Source organism: Enterobacter sp. CPE_E863 (assembly GCF_046521465.1).
GTDB lineage: Bacteria > Pseudomonadota > Gammaproteobacteria > Enterobacterales > Enterobacteriaceae > Enterobacter > Enterobacter adelaidei.
This window is the reverse complement of record NZ_JBKFZX010000001.1, coordinates 1,031,388-1,049,160: the sequence shown is the minus strand read 5'-3', so window position 1 is coordinate 1,049,160 and position 17,773 is coordinate 1,031,388. Positions and strand designations below refer to the sequence as shown.

Below are 17,773 nucleotides of genomic sequence, written 5' to 3'. Positions count from 1 at the left end.
CACTGGCATTGTGAGTGTGTGAAAAATTAATTCGTATCGCAAATTAAACACGTATTTTTTGTGATTTTTGTCACCAAATATCGTTATTAACCCTCCCTTATGCTGGCTAACTGCGAAAACTTATTTTATCATTCAAAAAATCAAGACGGATTGATCCGGCCTGAAAGATTCCAGGTTACGCTTAATTCAGGTTCCGATAGCCATCCGCCCACTCTTCTACTTTAACTCTTGAGGTGAACAATGAGACTGATTCCCCTGGCAACTGCTGAACAAGTTGGTAAATGGGCCGCTCGCCATATCGTTAACCGTATTAACGCATTTAAACCTACTGCCGATCGTCCTTTCGTTCTTGGTCTTCCAACAGGCGGCACACCCCTAACCGCGTATAAGGCACTGGTTGAGATGCATAAAGCAGGCCAGGTTAGCTTTAAACATGTTGTGACCTTCAATATGGACGAATATGTTGGCTTACCGAAGGATCACCCGGAAAGCTACCATAGCTTTATGCACCGCAACTTCTTTGATCACGTTGATATTCCATCTGAAAATATTAACCTGCTGAATGGAAACGCGCCTGATATTGACGCAGAATGTCGTCAGTATGAAGAAAAAATCCGTTCCTACGGTAAAATCCACCTGTTTATGGGTGGTGTAGGTAATGATGGTCATATCGCGTTTAACGAACCGGCGTCTTCTCTGGCTTCCCGTACCCGTATTAAAACGCTGACCCATGACACACGCGTGGCAAACTCCCGCTTCTTTGACGGTGACGTTAACCAGGTTCCAAAATACGCCCTGACCGTAGGTGTAGGCACCCTTTTGGATGCCGAAGAAGTGATGATTCTGGTCCTGGGCGGCGTGAAAGCGCAGGCGCTCCAGGCTGCCGTTGAAGGCAACGTTAACCACATGTGGACCATCAGCTGCCTGCAGCTGCATCCGAAATCAGTCATCGTTTGTGACGAACCGTCCACGATGGAGCTGAAAGTGAAAACGCTGAAATACTTCAACGAATTAGAAGCAGAGAACATCAAAGGTCTGTAATTGAATAACCGCCTCTTCATCAAGAGGCGGCCGCTTTTTTTAACCGGGGGTCGTTATGTACGCTTTAACCCACGGTCGGATTTATACCGGCCATGATATTCTGGATGACCATGCGATTGTTATCGCTAATGGCCTGATTGAACGTGTTTGCCCGCTGGCAGAACTGCCGCCGGAGATTGAACAGCGCTCACTCAATGGAGCAGTAATCTCCCCCGGTTTCATCGACGTACAGCTCAACGGCTGTGGCGGTGTGCAATTCAATGACACTGCGGATGCGGTGACGGTAGAAACGCTGGAGATCATGCAAAAAGCCAACGAGAAATCGGGCTGCACCAGCTATCTGCCAACGCTCATCACCAGCAGTGATGACCTTATGAAACAGGGCATCCGCGTGATGCGTGAATACCTGGCAAAACACCCGAATCAGGCGCTGGGTCTGCACCTTGAAGGGCCATGGCTGAATATGGTCAAAAAAGGGACGCATAACCCGAATTACGTGCGTAAACCTGATGCGGAGCTGGTTGACTACATGTGTGCTAACGCCGATGTGATCACCAAAGTGACGCTGGCGCCTGAAATGACAGGTACGGATGTCATCAGCAAACTGGCTGCCGCAGGGATTATCGTTTCAGCGGGTCATTCAAACGCGACGCTGAAAGAAGCCAAAGCGGGTTTCCGCGCAGGCATTACCTTCGCCACGCACCTCTACAACGCAATGCCGTATATAACCGGTCGTGAACCGGGTCTGGTCGGAGCGATTCTGGATGAGCCAGACGTCTACTGCGGTATTATTGCTGACGGCTTACATGTCGATTACACCAACATTCGTAATGCCAAGCGGCTGAAAGGTGACAAGCTTTGTCTGGTCACCGATGCCACCGCGCCAGCAGGTGCAAATATTGAGCAGTTCATTTTTGCCGGTAAAACAATATACTACCGCAATGGACTGTGTGTGGATGAGAACGGCACGCTGAGTGGTTCTGCCCTGACCATGATTGAAGGGGTACGCAACCTGGTTGAGCATTGCGGTATTGCCCTCGATGAAGTGCTGCGTATGGCGACGCTTTATCCGGCGCGCGCAATGGGCGTCGATAAACAGCTTGGCGGAATTGCACCAGGTATGGTTGCAAACCTGACGGCATTCACACACGATTATAAAATTATTAAGACCATCGTTAATGGTAACGAGGTCGTCACTGAGTAAGTAAAAGTATGACACCAGGCGGACAAGCTCAAATAGGTAATGTCGATCTCGTTAAACAACTTAACAGTGCGGCGGTTTATCGTCTGATTGACCAGCACGGGCCTATCTCGCGAATTCAGATAGCCGAACAAAGCCAGCTTGCTCCCGCCAGCGTGACAAAAATTACCCGCCAGCTCATCGAGCGCGGTTTGATCAAAGAAGTCGATCAACAGGCCTCCACCGGAGGCCGCCGCGCTATCTCTATTATTACCGAAACCCGTAATTTTCAGGCCATTGGCGTCCGCCTTGGCCGTCATGACACCACGCTTACGCTCTACGATCTGAGCAGCAAAGCCATTGCGGAAGAGCACTACCCCCTTCCTGAACGCACTCAGGAGACCCTGGAACACGCGCTGCTGAATACCATCGCGCAGTTTATTGAAAGCTGTCAGCGTAAAATCCGTGAACTCATCGCCATCTCCGTGATTCTGCCTGGTCTGGTCGACCCGGAAAGCGGCGTGATCCGCTATATGCCGCACATCCAGGTTGAAAACTGGGGGCTGGTCGATGCGCTGGAAAAGCGCTTTAAAGTGACCTGTTTTGTAGGCCATGACATTCGCTCTCTGGCGCTGGCGGAGCACTATTTTGGTGCCAGTCAGGACTGCGAAGACTCTATTCTGGTGCGCGTTCACCGCGGTACAGGTGCAGGCATTATCTCTAATGGGCGTATTTTTATTGGTCGCAACGGTAATGTCGGTGAGATCGGCCATATTCAGGTCGAGCCGCTTGGCGAACGTTGCCACTGCGGAAACTTTGGTTGTCTTGAGACCATTGCCGCCAACACGGCCATTGAGCAGCGTGTTCGCCATTTGCTTGAACAGGGTTATCAAAGCCGCGTCACGCTGGACGATTGCAAGATAGGAACTATCTGTAAAGCCGCCAATAAAGGCGACGCGCTGGCCTGTGAGGTGATCGAGCAGGTTGGACGCCACCTGGGTAAAACCATTGCTATCGCGATTAACCTGTTTAACCCGCAAAAAGTGGTGATCGCCGGTGAAATTGTTGAGGCGGAAAAGGTACTGCTGCCCGCCATTGAAGGCTGTATTAATACCCAGGCGCTGAAAGCATTCCGCCAGAATCTCCCGGTTGTTCGTTCAAAGCTTGACCATCGTTCAGCGATTGGCGCATTCGCGCTGGTAAAACGTGCGATGCTCAACGGCATTCTGTTGCAGCATTTGCTGGAAAGTTGATCGAACCTTATAGTAACGCCTTCTTTTTTTGATGTCGGACTGTCCATGACCATTAAGAATGTAATTTGTGATATCGACGGCGTGCTGATGCACGACAACGTTGCTGTGCCGGGTGCTGCGGAGTTTCTTCACCGCATCATCGACAAAGGAATGCCTCTGGTTCTTCTCACGAACTACCCTTCTCAGACCGGTCAGGATCTGGCGAACCGTTTTGCCACAGCCGGTGTCGACGTGCCGGACAGCGTGTTTTATACCTCGGCGATGGCAACGGCTGATTTTCTGAAACGTCAGGAAGGGAAAAAAGCCTATGTGGTGGGTGAAGGTGCGCTGATCCATGAGCTGTACAAAGCCGGTTTTACCATCACCGATGTGAACCCGGACTTTGTGATCGTGGGTGAAACGCGCTCCTTTAACTGGGAGATGATGCATAAAGCGGCATACTTTGTCGCCAGCGGCGCGCGTTTTATCGCCACCAACCCGGATACGCACGGCCGTGGCTTTTATCCGGCATGTGGTGCGCTCTGCGCCGGTATCGAGAAAATCTCTTGTCGTAAGCCGTTTGTGGTCGGGAAACCTAGCCCGTGGATCATCCGTGCCGCACTGAACAAAATGCAGGCTCACTCTGAAGAAACCGTCATTGTCGGCGACAACCTCCGCACCGATATTCTGGCCGGTTTCCAGGCGGGTCTTGAAACTATTCTGGTGCTCTCTGGCGTCTCTCAGCTTGATGACATTGATTCGATGCCGTTCCGGCCGAGCTGGATTTACCCCTCCGTTGATGAAATTGACATTATCTGATACCAAACCACGCCTCAGGGCGTGGTTTTTCATTTTCAGCCCAGCCAAATAAAAGCCCATCTAACAAAAACCACGTTTTATTGAATAATCATCAATAAAAGCATGCATGACATACTCGTTTTTCACTATTCAGCAATTACCATTGCACTATTTCCGTTTTAGCCCGTAAAACGCTTGCGCACCCTGTCCCTTTGCGGCATTTTCATAAGCAAGCAACATCACAATGCAACAGGGTTAACGGAGAAGGTTATGTGTTCTATTTTTGGCGTACTGGATATTAAAACTGACGCGGGCGAACTGCGTAAAAAAGCACTCGAATTGTCCCGCCTGATGCGCCATCGCGGCCCGGACTGGTCCGGCGTTTACGCCAGCGATAAAGCTATTCTGGCTCACGAACGTCTGTCGATCGTAGACGTCAACGCTGGTGCTCAGCCGCTGTATAACGAGAAAAAAACGCACGCGCTGGCTGTCAACGGTGAAATCTACAACCATCAGGCACTGCGTGCCGAGTACGGCGACCGCTACGCATTCCAGACCGGTTCTGACTGTGAAGTGATCCTCGCGCTGTATCAGGAGAAAGGCCCGGCGTTCCTGGACGACCTGCAGGGCATGTTTGCCTTCGCACTGTACGACAGCGAAAAAGACGCCTACCTGATCGGCCGTGACCACATCGGCATTATCCCGCTGTATATGGGTCACGATGAACACGGCAACTTCTATGTTGCCTCTGAAATGAAAGCCCTGGTACCGGTTTGCCGCACCATTAAAGAGTTCCCTGCAGGCAGCTACCTGTGGAGCAAAGACGGCGAGATCCGTCAGTATTATCAGCGCGATTGGTTCGACTATGATGCGGTAAAAGACAACGTCACGGACAAAGCCGAGCTGCGTCAGGCGCTGGAAGACTCCGTTAAAAGCCACCTGATGTCAGACGTGCCATACGGCGTGCTGCTCTCCGGCGGTCTGGATTCCTCCGTGATCTCCGCGATCACCAAGAAATTTGCCGCCCGTCGCGTGGAAGATCAGGAACGCTCTGAAGCCTGGTGGCCACAGTTACACTCCTTTGCCGTGGGCCTGGAAGGCGCGCCGGATCTGAAAGCCGCACAGGAAGTGGCAAACCATCTTGGTACCGTGCACCACGAAATTCATTTCACCGTGCAGGAAGGTCTGGATGCGATCCGCGATGTTATCTATCACATCGAAACTTATGATGTGACGACCATCCGCGCCTCTACGCCTATGTATCTGATGTCCCGTAAGATCAAAGCGATGGGCATTAAGATGGTACTGTCTGGCGAAGGTTCTGACGAAGTATTCGGTGGCTACCTGTATTTCCACAAAGCGCCGAATGCCAAAGAGTTGCATGAAGAGACAGTGCGCAAACTTCAGGCGCTGCATATGTTTGACTGTGCGCGTGCCAACAAAGCGATGTCGGCCTGGGGTGTGGAAGCGCGTGTCCCGTTCCTGGATAAGAAATTCCTCGACGTCGCGATGCGTATCAACCCGCAGGACAAGATGTGCGGCAACGGCAAAATGGAAAAACATATCCTGCGCGAATGTTTTGAATCCTACCTGCCGGCAAGCGTGGCATGGCGTCAGAAAGAGCAGTTCTCTGACGGTGTAGGTTACAGCTGGATCGACACCCTGAAAGAGGTGGCGGCAAAACAGGTTTCCGACCAACAACTGGAAACAGCGAGCTTCCGCTTCCCGTACAACACGCCAGGTTCCAAAGAAGCCTATCTGTACCGTGAAATTTTTGAAGAACTGTTCCCGGTTCCAAGTGCTGCGGAATGTGTGCCGGGTGGCCCGTCCGTCGCCTGCTCTTCAGCAAAAGCGATTGAATGGGATGAATCTTTCAAATCCATGAACGATCCATCAGGACGCGCGGTAGGCGTTCACCAGTCAGCCTACAAATAAACGCTCAGATCGCAATCAGGCCCCTCAGGGGCCTGATTTTTTTGCCTCACATTTCACCACCTAAATCTGATTAATAACCAATAATTGCCGAATATTCGGTCACGCTGTTCGCAACCTAACCAAACAGTCACATTCCGGCCATTTTCGTTGAAAAAGGTGTTGACGCTGCAAGGGTCTATACGCATAATGCGCCCCGCAACGCCGATAAGGTAACGCGAAAAAAAGATGGCTACGTAGCTCAGTTGGTTAGAGCACATCACTCATAATGATGGGGTCACAGGTTCGAATCCCGTCGTAGCCACCATCTTTTTTTGCGGGAGTGGCGAAATTGGTAGACGCACCAGATTTAGGTTCTGGCGCCGCAAGGTGTGCGAGTTCAAGTCTCGCCTCCCGCACCATTCCCAGGTAAGCGTTGCACGGATGGGGTATCGCCAAGCGGTAAGGCACCGGTTTTTGATACCGGCATTCCCTGGTTCGAATCCAGGTACCCCAGCCATATTTCTTCGATTTTGCGGTTCTCCGCGGTATTGGGGTATCGCCAAGCGGTAAGGCACCGGTTTTTGATACCGGCATTCCCTGGTTCGAATCCAGGTACCCCAGCCATCGAAGATTGCAGTACTGGCTACGTAGCTCAGTTGGTTAGAGCACATCACTCATAATGATGGGGTCACAGGTTCGAATCCCGTCGTAGCCACCATATTTAGATTGTCGATTTTTCGGTAATCAAGACAAATTGTTGGGGTATCGCCAAGCGGTAAGGCACCGGATTCTGATTCCGGCATTCCGAGGTTCGAATCCTCGTACCCCAGCCAATTTAAAAAAGTCGTTAAACACTGTTTAACGCAATTGGGGTGTCGCCAAGCGGTAAGGCTCTGGTTTCTGATACCAGCATTCCGGGGTTCGAATCCCTGCACCCCAGCCACTTAGTAACAAAAAAGCCCGCTCTGCGGGCTTTTTTGTTTTTGTTGCTAGTATTGTGCGGCCTGATGCCCTCACCCTGGCCCTCTCCCACCGGGAGAGGGAATAAAGTTTAGAGTCCGAGGGCGTATTTCAACGCCTGACGCTTCAGACCTCCGGCACGCTCAGCCGCCATCAATCCAATATTACGCAGAATACGCACCGGCCCTACGTCATTGCTGAACCCGGCATAGAACAGATCCATCCCTGACTGCATGATGAAGTTATCCGCCATACGCCGCGTCTGGTAACGCTTAAGTACCTGATGGCTTGACCAGTCCTCCGCATGCCCGCGTGCACTACCCAGCACATCCAGTAATGCATCAACATCACGATACCCCAGGTTTACCCCCTGCCCTGCCAGCGGGTGAATGGTATGTGCCGCATCTCCTACCAGAGCCAGCCCTTCGCGGGCATATTGCAACGCGTGTCGACGAGTCAGCGGGAATGCTCCTGCCGCAACCGGCGTCACATATCCCAGTCGGCTCGGGAAGTGGCGCATAATTTCGTCTTGCAGTTGCGCCATCGAAAGCCCCTGTAACTGACGAATACGCGCCGGTTTGTCGTACCACACCAGCGATGCCCAGTTATCGAACAACGGTAAAAACGCGTGCGGACCATTCGGCGTAAAGTGCTGCCAGGTGCTCTCTCCTGGCGCATTCTCACACTGGACAGTAATCAACATACAAGACTGTTGATACTGCCAGGCATGAACCCCAATCCCCGCCATCTCTCTGACCTGAGAGTTGGCGCCATCAGCGCCCACCACCAGCTTCACGGCTAATTCATCATCATTATCAAGCGTCAGGCGATATCCGTTGTCATGACGATGCAAGGCTTTGAGTGACGATGGGACACGCAGCGTCACCTTCGGGTGTGCCTCCAGCGCCTGCCAGAGCGCCTGCTGGAGGACGTTGTTTTCCACCATATAGCCCAGACGGGGCAGCTTGAGTTCAGCGGCATCAAACGCGACGTGGGCATTTTCCCACTCCCACGTTTCGAGGCGGCTGTAAGGGTGAGCACGCATCGTCAGCACCGCGTCCCAAACGCCCAGCCCGCGCAGTAGATCAACTGAGGCGGCACCGATCGCGGAAATACGCACATCCGGCTTTGCCGTCGGGTCAAACGTAGCAGGAGCAGCCTGCTCGATAACCGTCACCTCAAATCCCTGCTGCGCCAGCCCCAGCGCCAGTGCGCCGCCGACCATACCGCCGCCGACAACGGCGATTTCGGTTTGTTGGAGTGTCATGGTCAATTTTCCTTATTGCAGAATCCCTTAAGTTTACCGGATTTTTGGGGTCAGGAGGTTGACAACCTTCATACTGGTCACAACCGCACCAAAGCATTACAATACGCGGCTTGCAATCCTGAGCTGAGCAAGTCGATGACTAAAAAACTCCATATAAAAACCTGGGGCTGTCAGATGAACGAATACGATTCATCCAAGATGGCCGATCTGCTGGATACAACCCACGGATACCAGCTGACTGAAAATGCGAAAGAAGCCGATGTGCTGCTGCTAAACACCTGTTCTATTCGTGAAAAAGCGCAGGAAAAAGTCTTTCATGTGTTAGGTCGCTGGAAACTTCTCAAACGAAAAAATCCGGACTTGATCATTGGTGTTGGCGGTTGTGTTGCGTCGCAGGAAGGGAAACTGATCCGCCAGAGAGCCCCGTATGTGGATATTGTCTTTGGCCCTCAGACCCTGCACCGCCTGCCTGAGATGATCAATCAGGTTCGCGGTAATCGTAGCCCGGTTGTTGACGTCAGCTTCCCGGAGATTGAAAAATTTGACCGTCTGCCAGAGCCGCGCGCGGATGGCCCGACCGCTTTTGTCTCTATCATGGAAGGCTGCAACAAATACTGCACTTACTGCGTGGTGCCTTACACGCGCGGTGAAGAGGTCAGCCGTCCGGCGGATGACATTCTGTTTGAAATCGCCCAGCTTGCCGCGCAGGGCGTACGCGAAGTGAACCTGCTGGGCCAGAACGTTAACGCCTGGCGCGGCGAGAACTATGACGGCAGCACCGGCAGCTTTGCTGAACTGCTGCGTCTGGTCGCAGCCATTGACGGTATCGACCGCATTCGCTTCACCACCAGCCACCCGATGGAATTTACCGATGACATCATCGATGTTTATCGCGACACGCCGGAACTGGTGAGCTTCCTGCACCTGCCGATTCAGTGTGGTTCTGACCGTGTGCTGAACCTGATGGGGCGCCCGCATACGGTGCTGGAGTACAAATCCACCATCCGTAAACTGCGTGAAGCCCGTCCTGATATCCAGATTAGCTCGGACTTTATCGTCGGCTTCCCAGGCGAAACTGCCGACGACTTTGAGCGCACCATGAAGCTCATCGGCGACGTGAATTTTGACGTTAGCTACAGCTTCATCTTCTCTGCACGTCCTGGAACCCCTGCGGCAGATATGGTTGACGATGTGCCGGAAGAAGAGAAAAAGCAGCGTCTGTATATTCTGCAGGAGCGTATCAACCAGCAGGCCAATGCCTGGAGCCGTCGTATGCTTGGTACTGTCCAGCGTATTCTGGTTGAAGGCACCTCGCGCAAGAGCATTATGGAACTCTCCGGTCGTACCGAAAATAACCGCGTGGTGAACTTCGAAGGCACCCCGGATATGATCGGTAAATTCGTGGACGTCGAGATTGTGGAAGTGTTGACCAACTCGCTGCGAGCGAAGGTGGTACGTACCGAGGATGAAATGGGTCTGCGCATTGCAGAATCTCCGGAATCCGTCATTTCCCGAACCCGAAAAGAAAACGATTCTGGTGTGGGTATCTATCAGCCGTAATGCGTCCAGGCCTGCCTTTCTGGCAGGCCTTGTAATTCCCCTCTTCGCCCCCAATATCCATCGCAATGCTTGCGCCTTTATTCTGTGGCGTGAATAATTTCGGTAATGACAGTTTTATGATACCAGCCCTACTAAACACTCAAAGAGGAACGGTTTGAATATAGACACGCGTGAAATTAGCCTTGAGCCAGCAGACAACGCTCGCCTGCTGAGCCTGTGCGGGCCGTTTGATGACAACATCAAGCAACTGGAGCGACGTCTGGGTATCGAAATCAATCGTCGCGATAATCATTTCAAACTGACCGGACGCCCTATCTGCGTCAACGCCGCTGCAGATATTCTGCGTAGCCTGTATGTGGATACCTCCCCAATGCGTGGCGAAATTCAGGATATCGAGCCAGAACAGATCCACCTCGCCATTAAAGAAGCGCGAGTGCTCGAGCAGAGCGCGGAAAGTGTGCCTGACTACGGCAAGGCAATTAACATCAAAACCAAACGTGGCGTGATTAAACCGCGTACGCCAAACCAGGCACAGTACATCGCGAATATCCTCGACCATGACATCACCTTCGGCGTCGGACCGGCCGGTACCGGTAAAACCTATCTGGCGGTAGCAGCAGCAGTGGATGCGCTGGAGCGTCAGGAGATCCGCCGTATTCTGCTGACTCGCCCAGCGGTTGAAGCGGGCGAGAAACTGGGCTTCTTGCCAGGCGACCTGAGCCAGAAAGTCGACCCATACCTGCGTCCCTTATACGACGCGCTGTTTGAAATGCTCGGTTTTGAAAAAGTTGAGAAACTTATTGAGCGTAACGTTATCGAAGTTGCTCCGCTCGCTTATATGCGAGGCCGTACGCTGAACGATGCGTTTATCATTCTCGATGAAAGTCAGAACACCACCATCGAACAGATGAAGATGTTCCTGACGCGTATCGGCTTTAACTCGAAAGCGGTCATTACCGGTGACGTCACCCAGATCGACCTGCCGCGCAGCACCAAATCTGGCCTGCGTCACGCCATTGAGGTGCTGGCCGAGGTCGAAGAAATCAGTTTTAACTTCTTCCACAGTGAAGACGTGGTACGCCACCCGGTCGTCGCGCGTATTGTTAACGCCTACGAGGCCTGGGAAGAAGCCGATCAGAAGCGTAAGGCCGAACTGGCAGCAGAACGTAAGCGCGAAGCGCAGGAGCAAGAACAGAAATGAGTCAGGTGATCCTCGATTTACAGCTGGCCTGTGAAGATAATTCCGGTATGCCAGAAGAGGCGCAGTTTCAGAAATGGCTGGATGCCGTTATCCCCCAGTTTCAGGAAGAATCAGAAGTCACGATTCGCCTGGTGGATGAAGCTGAAAGCCATGAGCTTAACCTGACCTATCGCGGGAAAGATAAGCCTACCAATGTGCTCTCTTTCCCGTTCGAAGCCCCACCGGGCATCGAGATGCCGCTGCTGGGCGATCTGATCATCTGTCGCCAGGTGGTTGAGCAGGAAGCCAAAGAGCAGCAAAAACCCCTTGAAGCCCACTGGGCGCATATGGTGGTACATGGCAGCCTGCATCTGCTCGGCTACGATCATATAGAAGATGACGAAGCAGAAGAGATGGAGTCCCTCGAGACAGAGATAATGCTTGCTCTGGGCTATGAGGATCCGTACATTGCCGAGAAAGAATAGTCAGTCTCCCCACTGACTAACATGCCGCCACGAAAGGAAATCGCGTGGCGGTAAACATTGAACTAACAAGAGAACCCTTAACAAACGCCATGAGCGACGACAATTCACACAGTAGCGACACGACAAACGGTAAAAAGGGATTTTTCTCCCTCATTCTGAACCAGCTTTTCCACGGCGAACCGAAAAACCGTGATGAACTGCTGGAGCTGATTCGTGATTCCGGGCAAAACGACCTTATCGATGAAGATACGCGCGAAATGCTCGAAGGGGTCATGGACATCGCCGACCAGCGTGTTCGCGATATCATGATCCCCCGTTCGCAAATGATCACCCTGAAACGTAACCAGACACTGGACGAGTGCCTCGATGTGATTATCGAATCCGCTCACTCACGTTTCCCGGTCATCAGCGAAGACAAAGATCACATTGAAGGGATTTTGATGGCGAAAGATCTGCTGCCGTTTATGCGCAGCGATTCTGACGCTTTCAGCATGGAAAAAGTGTTACGCCAGGCCGTGGTTGTGCCGGAAAGTAAACGTGTGGATCGGATGCTGAAAGAGTTTCGCTCTCAGCGTTACCACATGGCGATTGTTATTGATGAATTTGGCGGTGTGTCGGGTCTTGTCACGATCGAAGATATTCTTGAGCTGATCGTGGGAGAAATCGAAGATGAGTATGACGAAGAAGAAGATATCGACTTCCGTCAACTGAGCCGCCACACCTGGACTGTGCGTGCGCTGGCCTCGATTGAAGACTTTAACGACGCTTTCGGCACCCACTTCAGCGATGAAGAGGTTGATACCATTGGCGGTCTGGTGATGCAGGCCTTTGGCCACCTCCCGGCGCGCGGTGAAACCGTTGACATCGACGGTTACCAGTTCAAGGTAGCGATGGCCGACAGCCGACGTATTATACAGGTTCATGTCAGAACGCCGGATGACTCACCGGTGCCAAAACTGGAAGATTAATGTAAATGGCATTTGCCCCACTGCTTGAACGCCAGCGCGTCCGTTTGCTGCTGGCGCTGTTACTCGGAGCCAGCGGTACGCTGGCTTTTTCTCCTTACGATATCTGGCCCGCCGCCATTCTCTCCCTGATGGGGCTTCAGGGCCTGACCCTGAATCGTCGTCCGGTACAGGCTGCGGCTATCGGTTACTTCTGGGGACTGGGGCTGTTTGGCTCAGGCATCAACTGGGTCTATGTTAGCATCGCCCAGTTTGGCGGAATGCCTGGCCCGGTTAACGTCTTCCTGGTGGTATTGCTCGCCGCGTATCTCTCGCTCTATACCGGTCTGTTCGCCGGCATCCTTTCTCGCCTGTGGCCAAAAACCACCTGGCTGCGCGTCGCCATTGCGGCGCCGGTTGTCTGGCAAATTACCGAGTTCCTGCGTGGCTGGGTATTGACCGGTTTTCCATGGTTGCAGTTCGGCTACAGCCAGATTGACGGGCCGCTGAAAGGCCTGGCACCGGTGATGGGCGTTGAGGCGATTAACTTCCTGCTGATGGTTGTCAGCGGCCTGCTGGTACTGGCGTTGGCCAAGCGCTGCTGGAAGCCGCTGGTTGCGGCACTGGTATTGTTCGCACTGCCCTTCCCGCTGCGCTATATCCAGTGGTATACCCTGGAGCCAGAACGCGCTACGCAGGTTTCCATGGTGCAGGGTGATATCCCGCAGGCCATGAAGTGGGATGAAAAGCAGCTTCTGAATACGCTGAAGATCTACGCCAACGCGACCGAAGAGGTCATGGGCAAATCACAGCTGATTATCTGGCCGGAATCTGCGATCCCGGACCTGGAAATAAACCAGCAGCCGTTCCTGAACATGATGAACGATCTGCTGCTCGCGCGCGGCAGCACGCTGATTACCGGTATTGTTGATGCGCGTCTGAATCAGCAGAACCGTTATGACACCTATAACACCATCATTACCCTCGGCAAAGATAGCGAATACAGCTACAACTCCACTGACAGGTACAACAAAAATCACCTGGTTCCGTTTGGTGAATTTGTCCCGCTGGAGTCCATTCTGCGCCCGCTGGCACCGTTCTTTGACCTGCCGATGTCCTCTTTCAGCCGCGGCCCATACGTTCAGCCGCAGCTGCATGCGCACGGTTTTGCCCTGACCGCAGCCATTTGCTACGAAATTATCCTCGGCGAGCAGGTACGCGATAACTTCCGCCCGGACACGGACTTCCTTCTGACCATCTCCAATGACGCGTGGTTTGGTAAGTCGATTGGCCCATGGCAACACTTCCAGATGGCGCGAATGCGTTCCCTGGAGTTGGCGCGTCCACTGCTGCGTAGCACCAACAACGGCATCACCGCCGTAATTGGCCCACAGGGTGAAATTCAGGCCATGATCCCGCAGTTTACCCGTGAGGTGCTGACCACCAACGTCACGCCAACCACGGGACTGACGCCGTACGCCCGCACCGGCAACTGGCCGCTGTGGATCCTGACCGCGCTGTTTGGTTTTGGTGCGGTGTTGATGAGTCTTCGTCAGCGTCGTAAATAACCTTACCTTATGTTGCCGGGTGGCGTTGACGCTTACCCGGTCAACTTTTCCATACTGTTGCTACCATCCTACCATTCCCTCCAGACTCCAATTCTGGCACGCCTATTGCTTTGTTTATTCAGGTAAACGCAGTTTGGCTTAACGCGCAACCTGGTCGCACCAGCGTAGATCATCGGTAGCACCGAAACGGTGCAACGAGAGATTTTTGCCTCTGAATGGTGCGGCGCACTTCGCAAAAATAAACAATAACGCAGCAAAATCTTTACATTAAGCCAGACTAAATGTTAACAAGCTTGCATAACACTGCACTCGCATAGCGCGAGATATAACAACATCACAATGGGTATCAATGCGTCTCTGGCGCTGATAAAAAAGGAGTTGGGTATGCAATTACGTAAACTGGCCACAGCAATGCTGGTTATGGGGATGTCTGCAGGCGTGGTTCACGCTGAAGACGCTCCGGCTGCCGGAAGCACTCTCGACAAGATTGCCAAAAACGGCGTGATCGTGGTCGGCCACCGTGAATCTTCTGTTCCGTTCTCTTACTACGACAACACGCAAAAAGTCGTGGGTTATTCACAGGATTACTCCAACGCCATCGTTGAAGCCGTGAAGAAAAAGCTGAACAAACCTGACCTGCAGGTGAAGCTGATCCCAATCACTTCACAAAACCGTATTCCACTGCTGCAAAACGGCACCTTTGATTTTGAGTGTGGCTCCACCACCAACAACCTTGAGCGTCAGAAACAGGCTGCTTTCTCTGACACCATCTTCGTGGTAGGTACCCGCCTGCTGACCAAAAAAGGCGGCGAGATTAAAGATTTTGCTGACCTGAAAGGCAAAGCGGTCGTTGTCACCTCCGGTACCACCTCAGAAGTGCTGCTGCACAAACTGAATGATGAGAAGAAAATGGATATGCGCATCATCAGCGCGAAAGACCATGGCGACTCCTTCCGTACCCTGGAAAGTGGCCGTGCCGTCGCGTTTATGATGGATGACGCCCTGCTGGCGGGCGAACGCGCGAAAGCGAAGAAACCGGACAACTGGGAAATCGTCGGAACTGCACAGTCAAAAGAAGCTTATGGCTGCATGCTGCGTAAAGACGACGCTGAGTTCAAAAAACTGATCGATGACACCATCGCCCAGGCACAAACTTCCGGCGAAGCGGAAAAATGGTTCGACAAGTGGTTCAAGAACCCAATTCCACCAAAAAACCTGAACATGAACTTTGAACTGTCTGACGACATGAAAGCGCTGTTCAAATCACCAAATGACAAGGCTCTTAACTAATTAGAACAACAGGGGCGGGATCTCCTGCCCTCTCGATTGTCGGGAAGCATGGACAGACTATACGTTGAGTGGTCGTTCCCCACTCAGCGCGAAAAATGAGCTTCTCACCAATCTTCGAGGGTAGCGCTGCTACCCTTTTTTTTCTGGAGTTTATTATGTCAATAGACTGGAACTGGGGCATCTTTCTGCAACAAGCCCCGTTCGGCAACACCACCTATCTTGGCTGGTTATGGAGCGGCTTTCAGGTCACTGTCGCTTTATCCATAACGGCATGGATCATCGCATTTCTTGTCGGCTCGCTGTTCGGTATTTTGCGTACCGTCCCTAACCGCTTTCTTTCAACCCTCGGCACCTTGTACGTTGAACTGTTTCGTAACGTTCCGCTGATTGTGCAGTTCTTTACCTGGTATCTGGTGATTCCTGAACTGCTGCCGGAAAATATTGGCATGTGGTTCAAGTCGGAACTGGATCCTAACGTTCAGTTCTTTGTCTCCTCGATGCTCTGTCTGGGGCTGTTTACCGCTGCGCGCGTGTGCGAGCAGGTGCGAGCCGCCATTCAGTCATTGCCACGTGGACAAAAAAATGCAGGTCTGGCGATGGGATTAACGCTGCCACAAACCTACCGTTATGTTCTGCTGCCTAACGCCTACCGCGTTATCGTTCCACCGATGACCTCTGAGATGATGAACCTGGTGAAAAACTCGGCCATCGCCTCGACCATCGGCCTGGTGGATATGGCTGCGCAGGCGGGCAAGCTGCTGGATTATTCCGCTCATGCGTGGGAATCCTTCACCGCAATCACGCTCGCCTATGTTCTGATTAACGCTTTCATCATGCTGGTGATGAACCTGGTTGAACGCAAAATTCGCCTGCCGGGCAATCTGGGAGGTAAATAATGTACGATTTTGACTGGAGTTCTATCGTCCCATCCATGCCTTACCTGCTTGATGGCCTGGTGATTACCTTAAAAATCACCGTTATTGCCATCATCATTGGTATCGTCTGGGGAACCCTGCTTGCGGTCATGCGCCTGTCGAGCTTTAAGCCGCTCGCCTGGTTCGCAACGGCCTACGTTAACGTTTTCCGTTCCATTCCGCTGGTGATGGTGCTGCTGTGGTTTTACCTGATTGTTCCCGGTTTCCTGCAAAACGTACTGGGGCTGTCACCGAAAACCGATATCCGCCTGATCTCGGCGATGGTGGCGTTCTCCATGTTCGAGGCTGCTTATTACTCTGAGATTATCCGTGCGGGTATCCAGAGTATTTCTCGTGGACAATCCAGTGCCGCCCTGGCGCTGGGGATGACACACTGGCAGTCCATGCAGCTCATCATTCTGCCGCAGGCGTTTCGCGCCATGGTTCCACTCCTGCTGACTCAGGGTATCGTGCTGTTCCAGGATACCTCTCTGGTATATGTACTCAGCCTGGCAGACTTCTTCCGTACCGCCTCCACCATCGGTGAGCGTGATGGTACGCAGGTCGAGATGGTGCTCTTTGCGGGTGCGGTCTATTTTGTGATTAGTTTAAGCGCGTCGCTGTTGGTCAGTTGGCTGAAGAAAAGGACGGTATAATGATTTCCCTGAAAAATGTTTCTAAATGGTATGGGCACTTTCAGGTGCTGACCGACTGCTCCACCGAAGTGAAAAAAGGCGATGTGGTGGTAGTGTGCGGACCGTCAGGTTCCGGTAAATCCACACTGATCAAAACCGTCAACGGACTAGAGCCGGTGCAGCAGGGTGAGATCGTCGTCAATGGCACTAAAGTCAATGACAAAAAAACCAATCTCGCCCAGCTTCGCTCTCACGTTGGCATGGTGTTCCAGCATTTTGAGCTGTTCCCTCACCTCTCCATTATTGAGAACCTGACGCTGGCGCAGGTAAAAGTGCTTAAGCGCGATAAAAAAGCGTCGCGCGAGAAAGGGCTGAAACTCCTGGAACGCGTTGGGCTCTCTGCGCATGCCGATAAGTTTCCGGCACAGCTATCTGGCGGCCAACAGCAGCGTGTGGCGATCGCCCGCGCGCTGTGCATGGATCCGGTGGCGATGCTGTTTGATGAGCCAACGTCGGCGCTCGATCCAGAGATGATCAACGAAGTGCTGGACGTGATGGTCGAGCTGGCGCACGAAGGGATGACCATGATGGTGGTGACCCACGAAATGGGCTTCGCCCGCAAAGTAGCAAACCGCGTGATCTTTATGGACGAAGGGAAGATCGTGGAAGACTCACCGAAAGAAGAGTTTTTCGCTAACCCGAAATCAGAACGTGCAAAAGACTTCCTTGCCAAAATTCTGCATTAATCTTCTCAGTGCGCAATCTGCGGATTGCGCACTGCTTCACGCTTTCACTCACTTCCTCT

General features: G+C 52.6%; 15 protein-coding genes and 7 tRNA genes. 21 read left to right on the top strand and 1 reads right to left on the bottom strand.

Annotated elements, in window-relative coordinates; all coding sequences use genetic code 11:
• Positions 1-240 precede the first annotated feature (240 nt).
• The 12 genes from nagB to ACLHV8_RS05035 all read left to right on the top strand — a co-directional run bounded on the left by nagB (position 241) and on the right by ACLHV8_RS05035 (position 7,108).
• Positions 241-1,041 (top strand): glucosamine-6-phosphate deaminase, encoded by an 801-nt coding sequence (gene nagB / locus ACLHV8_RS05090; RefSeq protein WP_023310765.1) that lies wholly within the window; start codon positions 241-243, stop codon positions 1,039-1,041.
• A 55-nt stretch (positions 1,042-1,096) separates the two neighbouring features.
• Positions 1,097-2,245, top strand: a complete 1,149-nt coding sequence (gene nagA, locus ACLHV8_RS05085; RefSeq protein ID WP_049005349.1) for an N-acetylglucosamine-6-phosphate deacetylase — start codon at positions 1,097-1,099, stop codon at positions 2,243-2,245.
• 8 nt (positions 2,246-2,253) lie between these two features.
• Positions 2,254-3,474 carry an N-acetylglucosamine repressor gene (locus ACLHV8_RS05080; protein WP_021242995.1) on the top strand — a complete coding sequence of 407 codons (1,221 nt, stop codon included), beginning with the start codon at positions 2,254-2,256 and terminating at the stop codon, positions 3,472-3,474.
• Between the two features lie 45 nt (positions 3,475-3,519).
• A complete protein-coding gene (nagD, locus tag ACLHV8_RS05075; protein ID WP_208593835.1) occupies positions 3,520-4,272 on the top strand; it encodes a ribonucleotide monophosphatase NagD in 753 nt (250 codons plus the stop codon).
• 249 nt (positions 4,273-4,521) lie between these two features.
• On the top strand, positions 4,522-6,186 hold the full coding sequence (gene asnB, locus ACLHV8_RS05070; protein WP_208593836.1) for an asparagine synthase B: 1,665 nt from the start codon (positions 4,522-4,524) through the stop codon (positions 6,184-6,186).
• 227 nt (positions 6,187-6,413) lie between these two features.
• Positions 6,414-6,490: transfer RNA gene (locus tag ACLHV8_RS05065), tRNA-Met, on the top strand.
• A 9-nt stretch (positions 6,491-6,499) separates the two neighbouring features.
• Positions 6,500-6,584 (top strand) — tRNA-Leu (locus ACLHV8_RS05060).
• 23 nt (positions 6,585-6,607) lie between these two features.
• Positions 6,608-6,682: transfer RNA gene (locus tag ACLHV8_RS05055), tRNA-Gln, on the top strand.
• Between the two features lie 32 nt (positions 6,683-6,714).
• A tRNA-Gln gene (locus tag ACLHV8_RS05050) sits at positions 6,715-6,789 on the top strand.
• Positions 6,790-6,806: 17 nt separating this feature from the next.
• A tRNA-Met gene (locus ACLHV8_RS05045) sits at positions 6,807-6,883 on the top strand.
• 40 nt (positions 6,884-6,923) lie between these two features.
• A tRNA-Gln gene (locus tag ACLHV8_RS05040) sits at positions 6,924-6,998 on the top strand.
• Positions 6,999-7,033: 35 nt separating this feature from the next.
• A tRNA-Gln gene (locus ACLHV8_RS05035) sits at positions 7,034-7,108 on the top strand.
• Between the two features lie 108 nt (positions 7,109-7,216).
• On the opposite strand, the gene ubiF is transcribed toward ACLHV8_RS05035, so the two are convergent.
• Positions 7,217-8,392 (bottom strand): 3-demethoxyubiquinol 3-hydroxylase, encoded by a 1,176-nt coding sequence (ubiF, locus tag ACLHV8_RS05030; RefSeq protein ID WP_208593837.1) that lies wholly within the window; start codon positions 8,390-8,392, stop codon positions 7,217-7,219.
• Positions 8,393-8,527: 135 nt separating this feature from the next.
• On the opposite strand from ubiF, the gene miaB reads away from it, so the two are divergent.
• From miaB to ACLHV8_RS04985, 9 genes are all read left to right on the top strand, one after another.
• Positions 8,528-9,952: a tRNA (N6-isopentenyl adenosine(37)-C2)-methylthiotransferase MiaB gene (gene miaB / locus ACLHV8_RS05025; RefSeq protein ID WP_049007961.1), complete on the top strand. Its 1,425-nt coding sequence runs from the start codon at positions 8,528-8,530 to the stop codon at positions 9,950-9,952.
• A gap of 154 nt (positions 9,953-10,106) precedes the next feature.
• The gene (locus ACLHV8_RS05020; protein WP_028019464.1) at positions 10,107-11,153 is read left to right on the top strand and encodes a PhoH family protein; all 1,047 of its coding nucleotides are present in this window, start codon (positions 10,107-10,109) and stop codon (positions 11,151-11,153) included.
• Entirely contained in the window at positions 11,150-11,617 is a 468-nt protein-coding gene (ybeY, locus tag ACLHV8_RS05015; protein ID WP_003858677.1) for an rRNA maturation RNase YbeY, read from the top strand. The genes ACLHV8_RS05020 and ybeY overlap by 4 nt, the downstream gene beginning before the upstream one ends.
• 89 nt (positions 11,618-11,706) lie before the next feature.
• Positions 11,707-12,585 carry a CNNM family magnesium/cobalt transport protein CorC gene (gene corC, locus ACLHV8_RS05010; protein WP_028019465.1) on the top strand — a complete coding sequence of 293 codons (879 nt, stop codon included), beginning with the start codon at positions 11,707-11,709 and terminating at the stop codon, positions 12,583-12,585.
• A gap of 5 nt (positions 12,586-12,590) precedes the next feature.
• Positions 12,591-14,129, top strand: coding sequence for an apolipoprotein N-acyltransferase (gene lnt / locus ACLHV8_RS05005; protein WP_049007959.1), 1,539 nt, complete (start codon positions 12,591-12,593; stop codon positions 14,127-14,129).
• A 384-nt stretch (positions 14,130-14,513) separates the two neighbouring features.
• Positions 14,514-15,419 (top strand): amino acid ABC transporter substrate-binding protein, encoded by a 906-nt coding sequence (locus ACLHV8_RS05000; protein ID WP_014069338.1) that lies wholly within the window; start codon positions 14,514-14,516, stop codon positions 15,417-15,419.
• 155 nt (positions 15,420-15,574) lie between these two features.
• The gene (gltJ, locus tag ACLHV8_RS04995) at positions 15,575-16,315 is read left to right on the top strand and encodes a glutamate/aspartate ABC transporter permease GltJ (protein ID WP_028019467.1); all 741 of its coding nucleotides are present in this window, start codon (positions 15,575-15,577) and stop codon (positions 16,313-16,315) included.
• Positions 16,315-16,989, top strand: coding sequence for a glutamate/aspartate ABC transporter permease GltK (gene gltK / locus ACLHV8_RS04990; protein WP_208593838.1), 675 nt, complete (start codon positions 16,315-16,317; stop codon positions 16,987-16,989). The genes gltJ and gltK overlap by 1 nt, the downstream gene beginning before the upstream one ends.
• Positions 16,989-17,714, top strand: coding sequence for an amino acid ABC transporter ATP-binding protein (locus tag ACLHV8_RS04985; RefSeq protein ID WP_014883001.1), 726 nt, complete (start codon positions 16,989-16,991; stop codon positions 17,712-17,714). Before gltK ends, ACLHV8_RS04985 begins: the two co-directional genes overlap by 1 nt.
• The last annotated feature ends 59 nt before the right edge of the window (positions 17,715-17,773 follow it).

What these genes read in the sequence shown, in the direction of transcription:
- nagB (WP_023310765.1), top strand. Translation starts at nt 241, where the DNA reads ATGAGACTGATTCCCCTGGCAACTGCTGAACAAGTTGGTAAATGGGCC.
- nagA (WP_049005349.1), top strand. Translation starts at nt 1,097, where the DNA reads ATGTACGCTTTAACCCACGGTCGGATTTATACCGGCCATGATATTCTG.
- ACLHV8_RS05080 (WP_021242995.1), top strand. Translation starts at nt 2,254, where the DNA reads ATGACACCAGGCGGACAAGCTCAAATAGGTAATGTCGATCTCGTTAAA.
- nagD (WP_208593835.1), top strand. Translation starts at nt 3,520, where the DNA reads ATGACCATTAAGAATGTAATTTGTGATATCGACGGCGTGCTGATGCAC.
- asnB (WP_208593836.1), top strand. Translation starts at nt 4,522, where the DNA reads ATGTGTTCTATTTTTGGCGTACTGGATATTAAAACTGACGCGGGCGAA.
- ubiF (WP_208593837.1), bottom strand. Translation starts at nt 8,392, where the DNA reads ATGACACTCCAACAAACCGAAATCGCCGTTGTCGGCGGCGGTATGGTC.
- miaB (WP_049007961.1), top strand. Translation starts at nt 8,528, where the DNA reads ATGACTAAAAAACTCCATATAAAAACCTGGGGCTGTCAGATGAACGAA.
- ybeY (WP_003858677.1), top strand. Translation starts at nt 11,150, where the DNA reads ATGAGTCAGGTGATCCTCGATTTACAGCTGGCCTGTGAAGATAATTCC.
- corC (WP_028019465.1), top strand. Translation starts at nt 11,707, where the DNA reads ATGAGCGACGACAATTCACACAGTAGCGACACGACAAACGGTAAAAAG.
- lnt (WP_049007959.1), top strand. Translation starts at nt 12,591, where the DNA reads ATGGCATTTGCCCCACTGCTTGAACGCCAGCGCGTCCGTTTGCTGCTG.
- ACLHV8_RS05000 (WP_014069338.1), top strand. Translation starts at nt 14,514, where the DNA reads ATGCAATTACGTAAACTGGCCACAGCAATGCTGGTTATGGGGATGTCT.
- gltJ (WP_028019467.1), top strand. Translation starts at nt 15,575, where the DNA reads ATGTCAATAGACTGGAACTGGGGCATCTTTCTGCAACAAGCCCCGTTC.
- gltK (WP_208593838.1), top strand. Translation starts at nt 16,315, where the DNA reads ATGTACGATTTTGACTGGAGTTCTATCGTCCCATCCATGCCTTACCTG.
- ACLHV8_RS04985 (WP_014883001.1), top strand. Translation starts at nt 16,989, where the DNA reads ATGATTTCCCTGAAAAATGTTTCTAAATGGTATGGGCACTTTCAGGTG.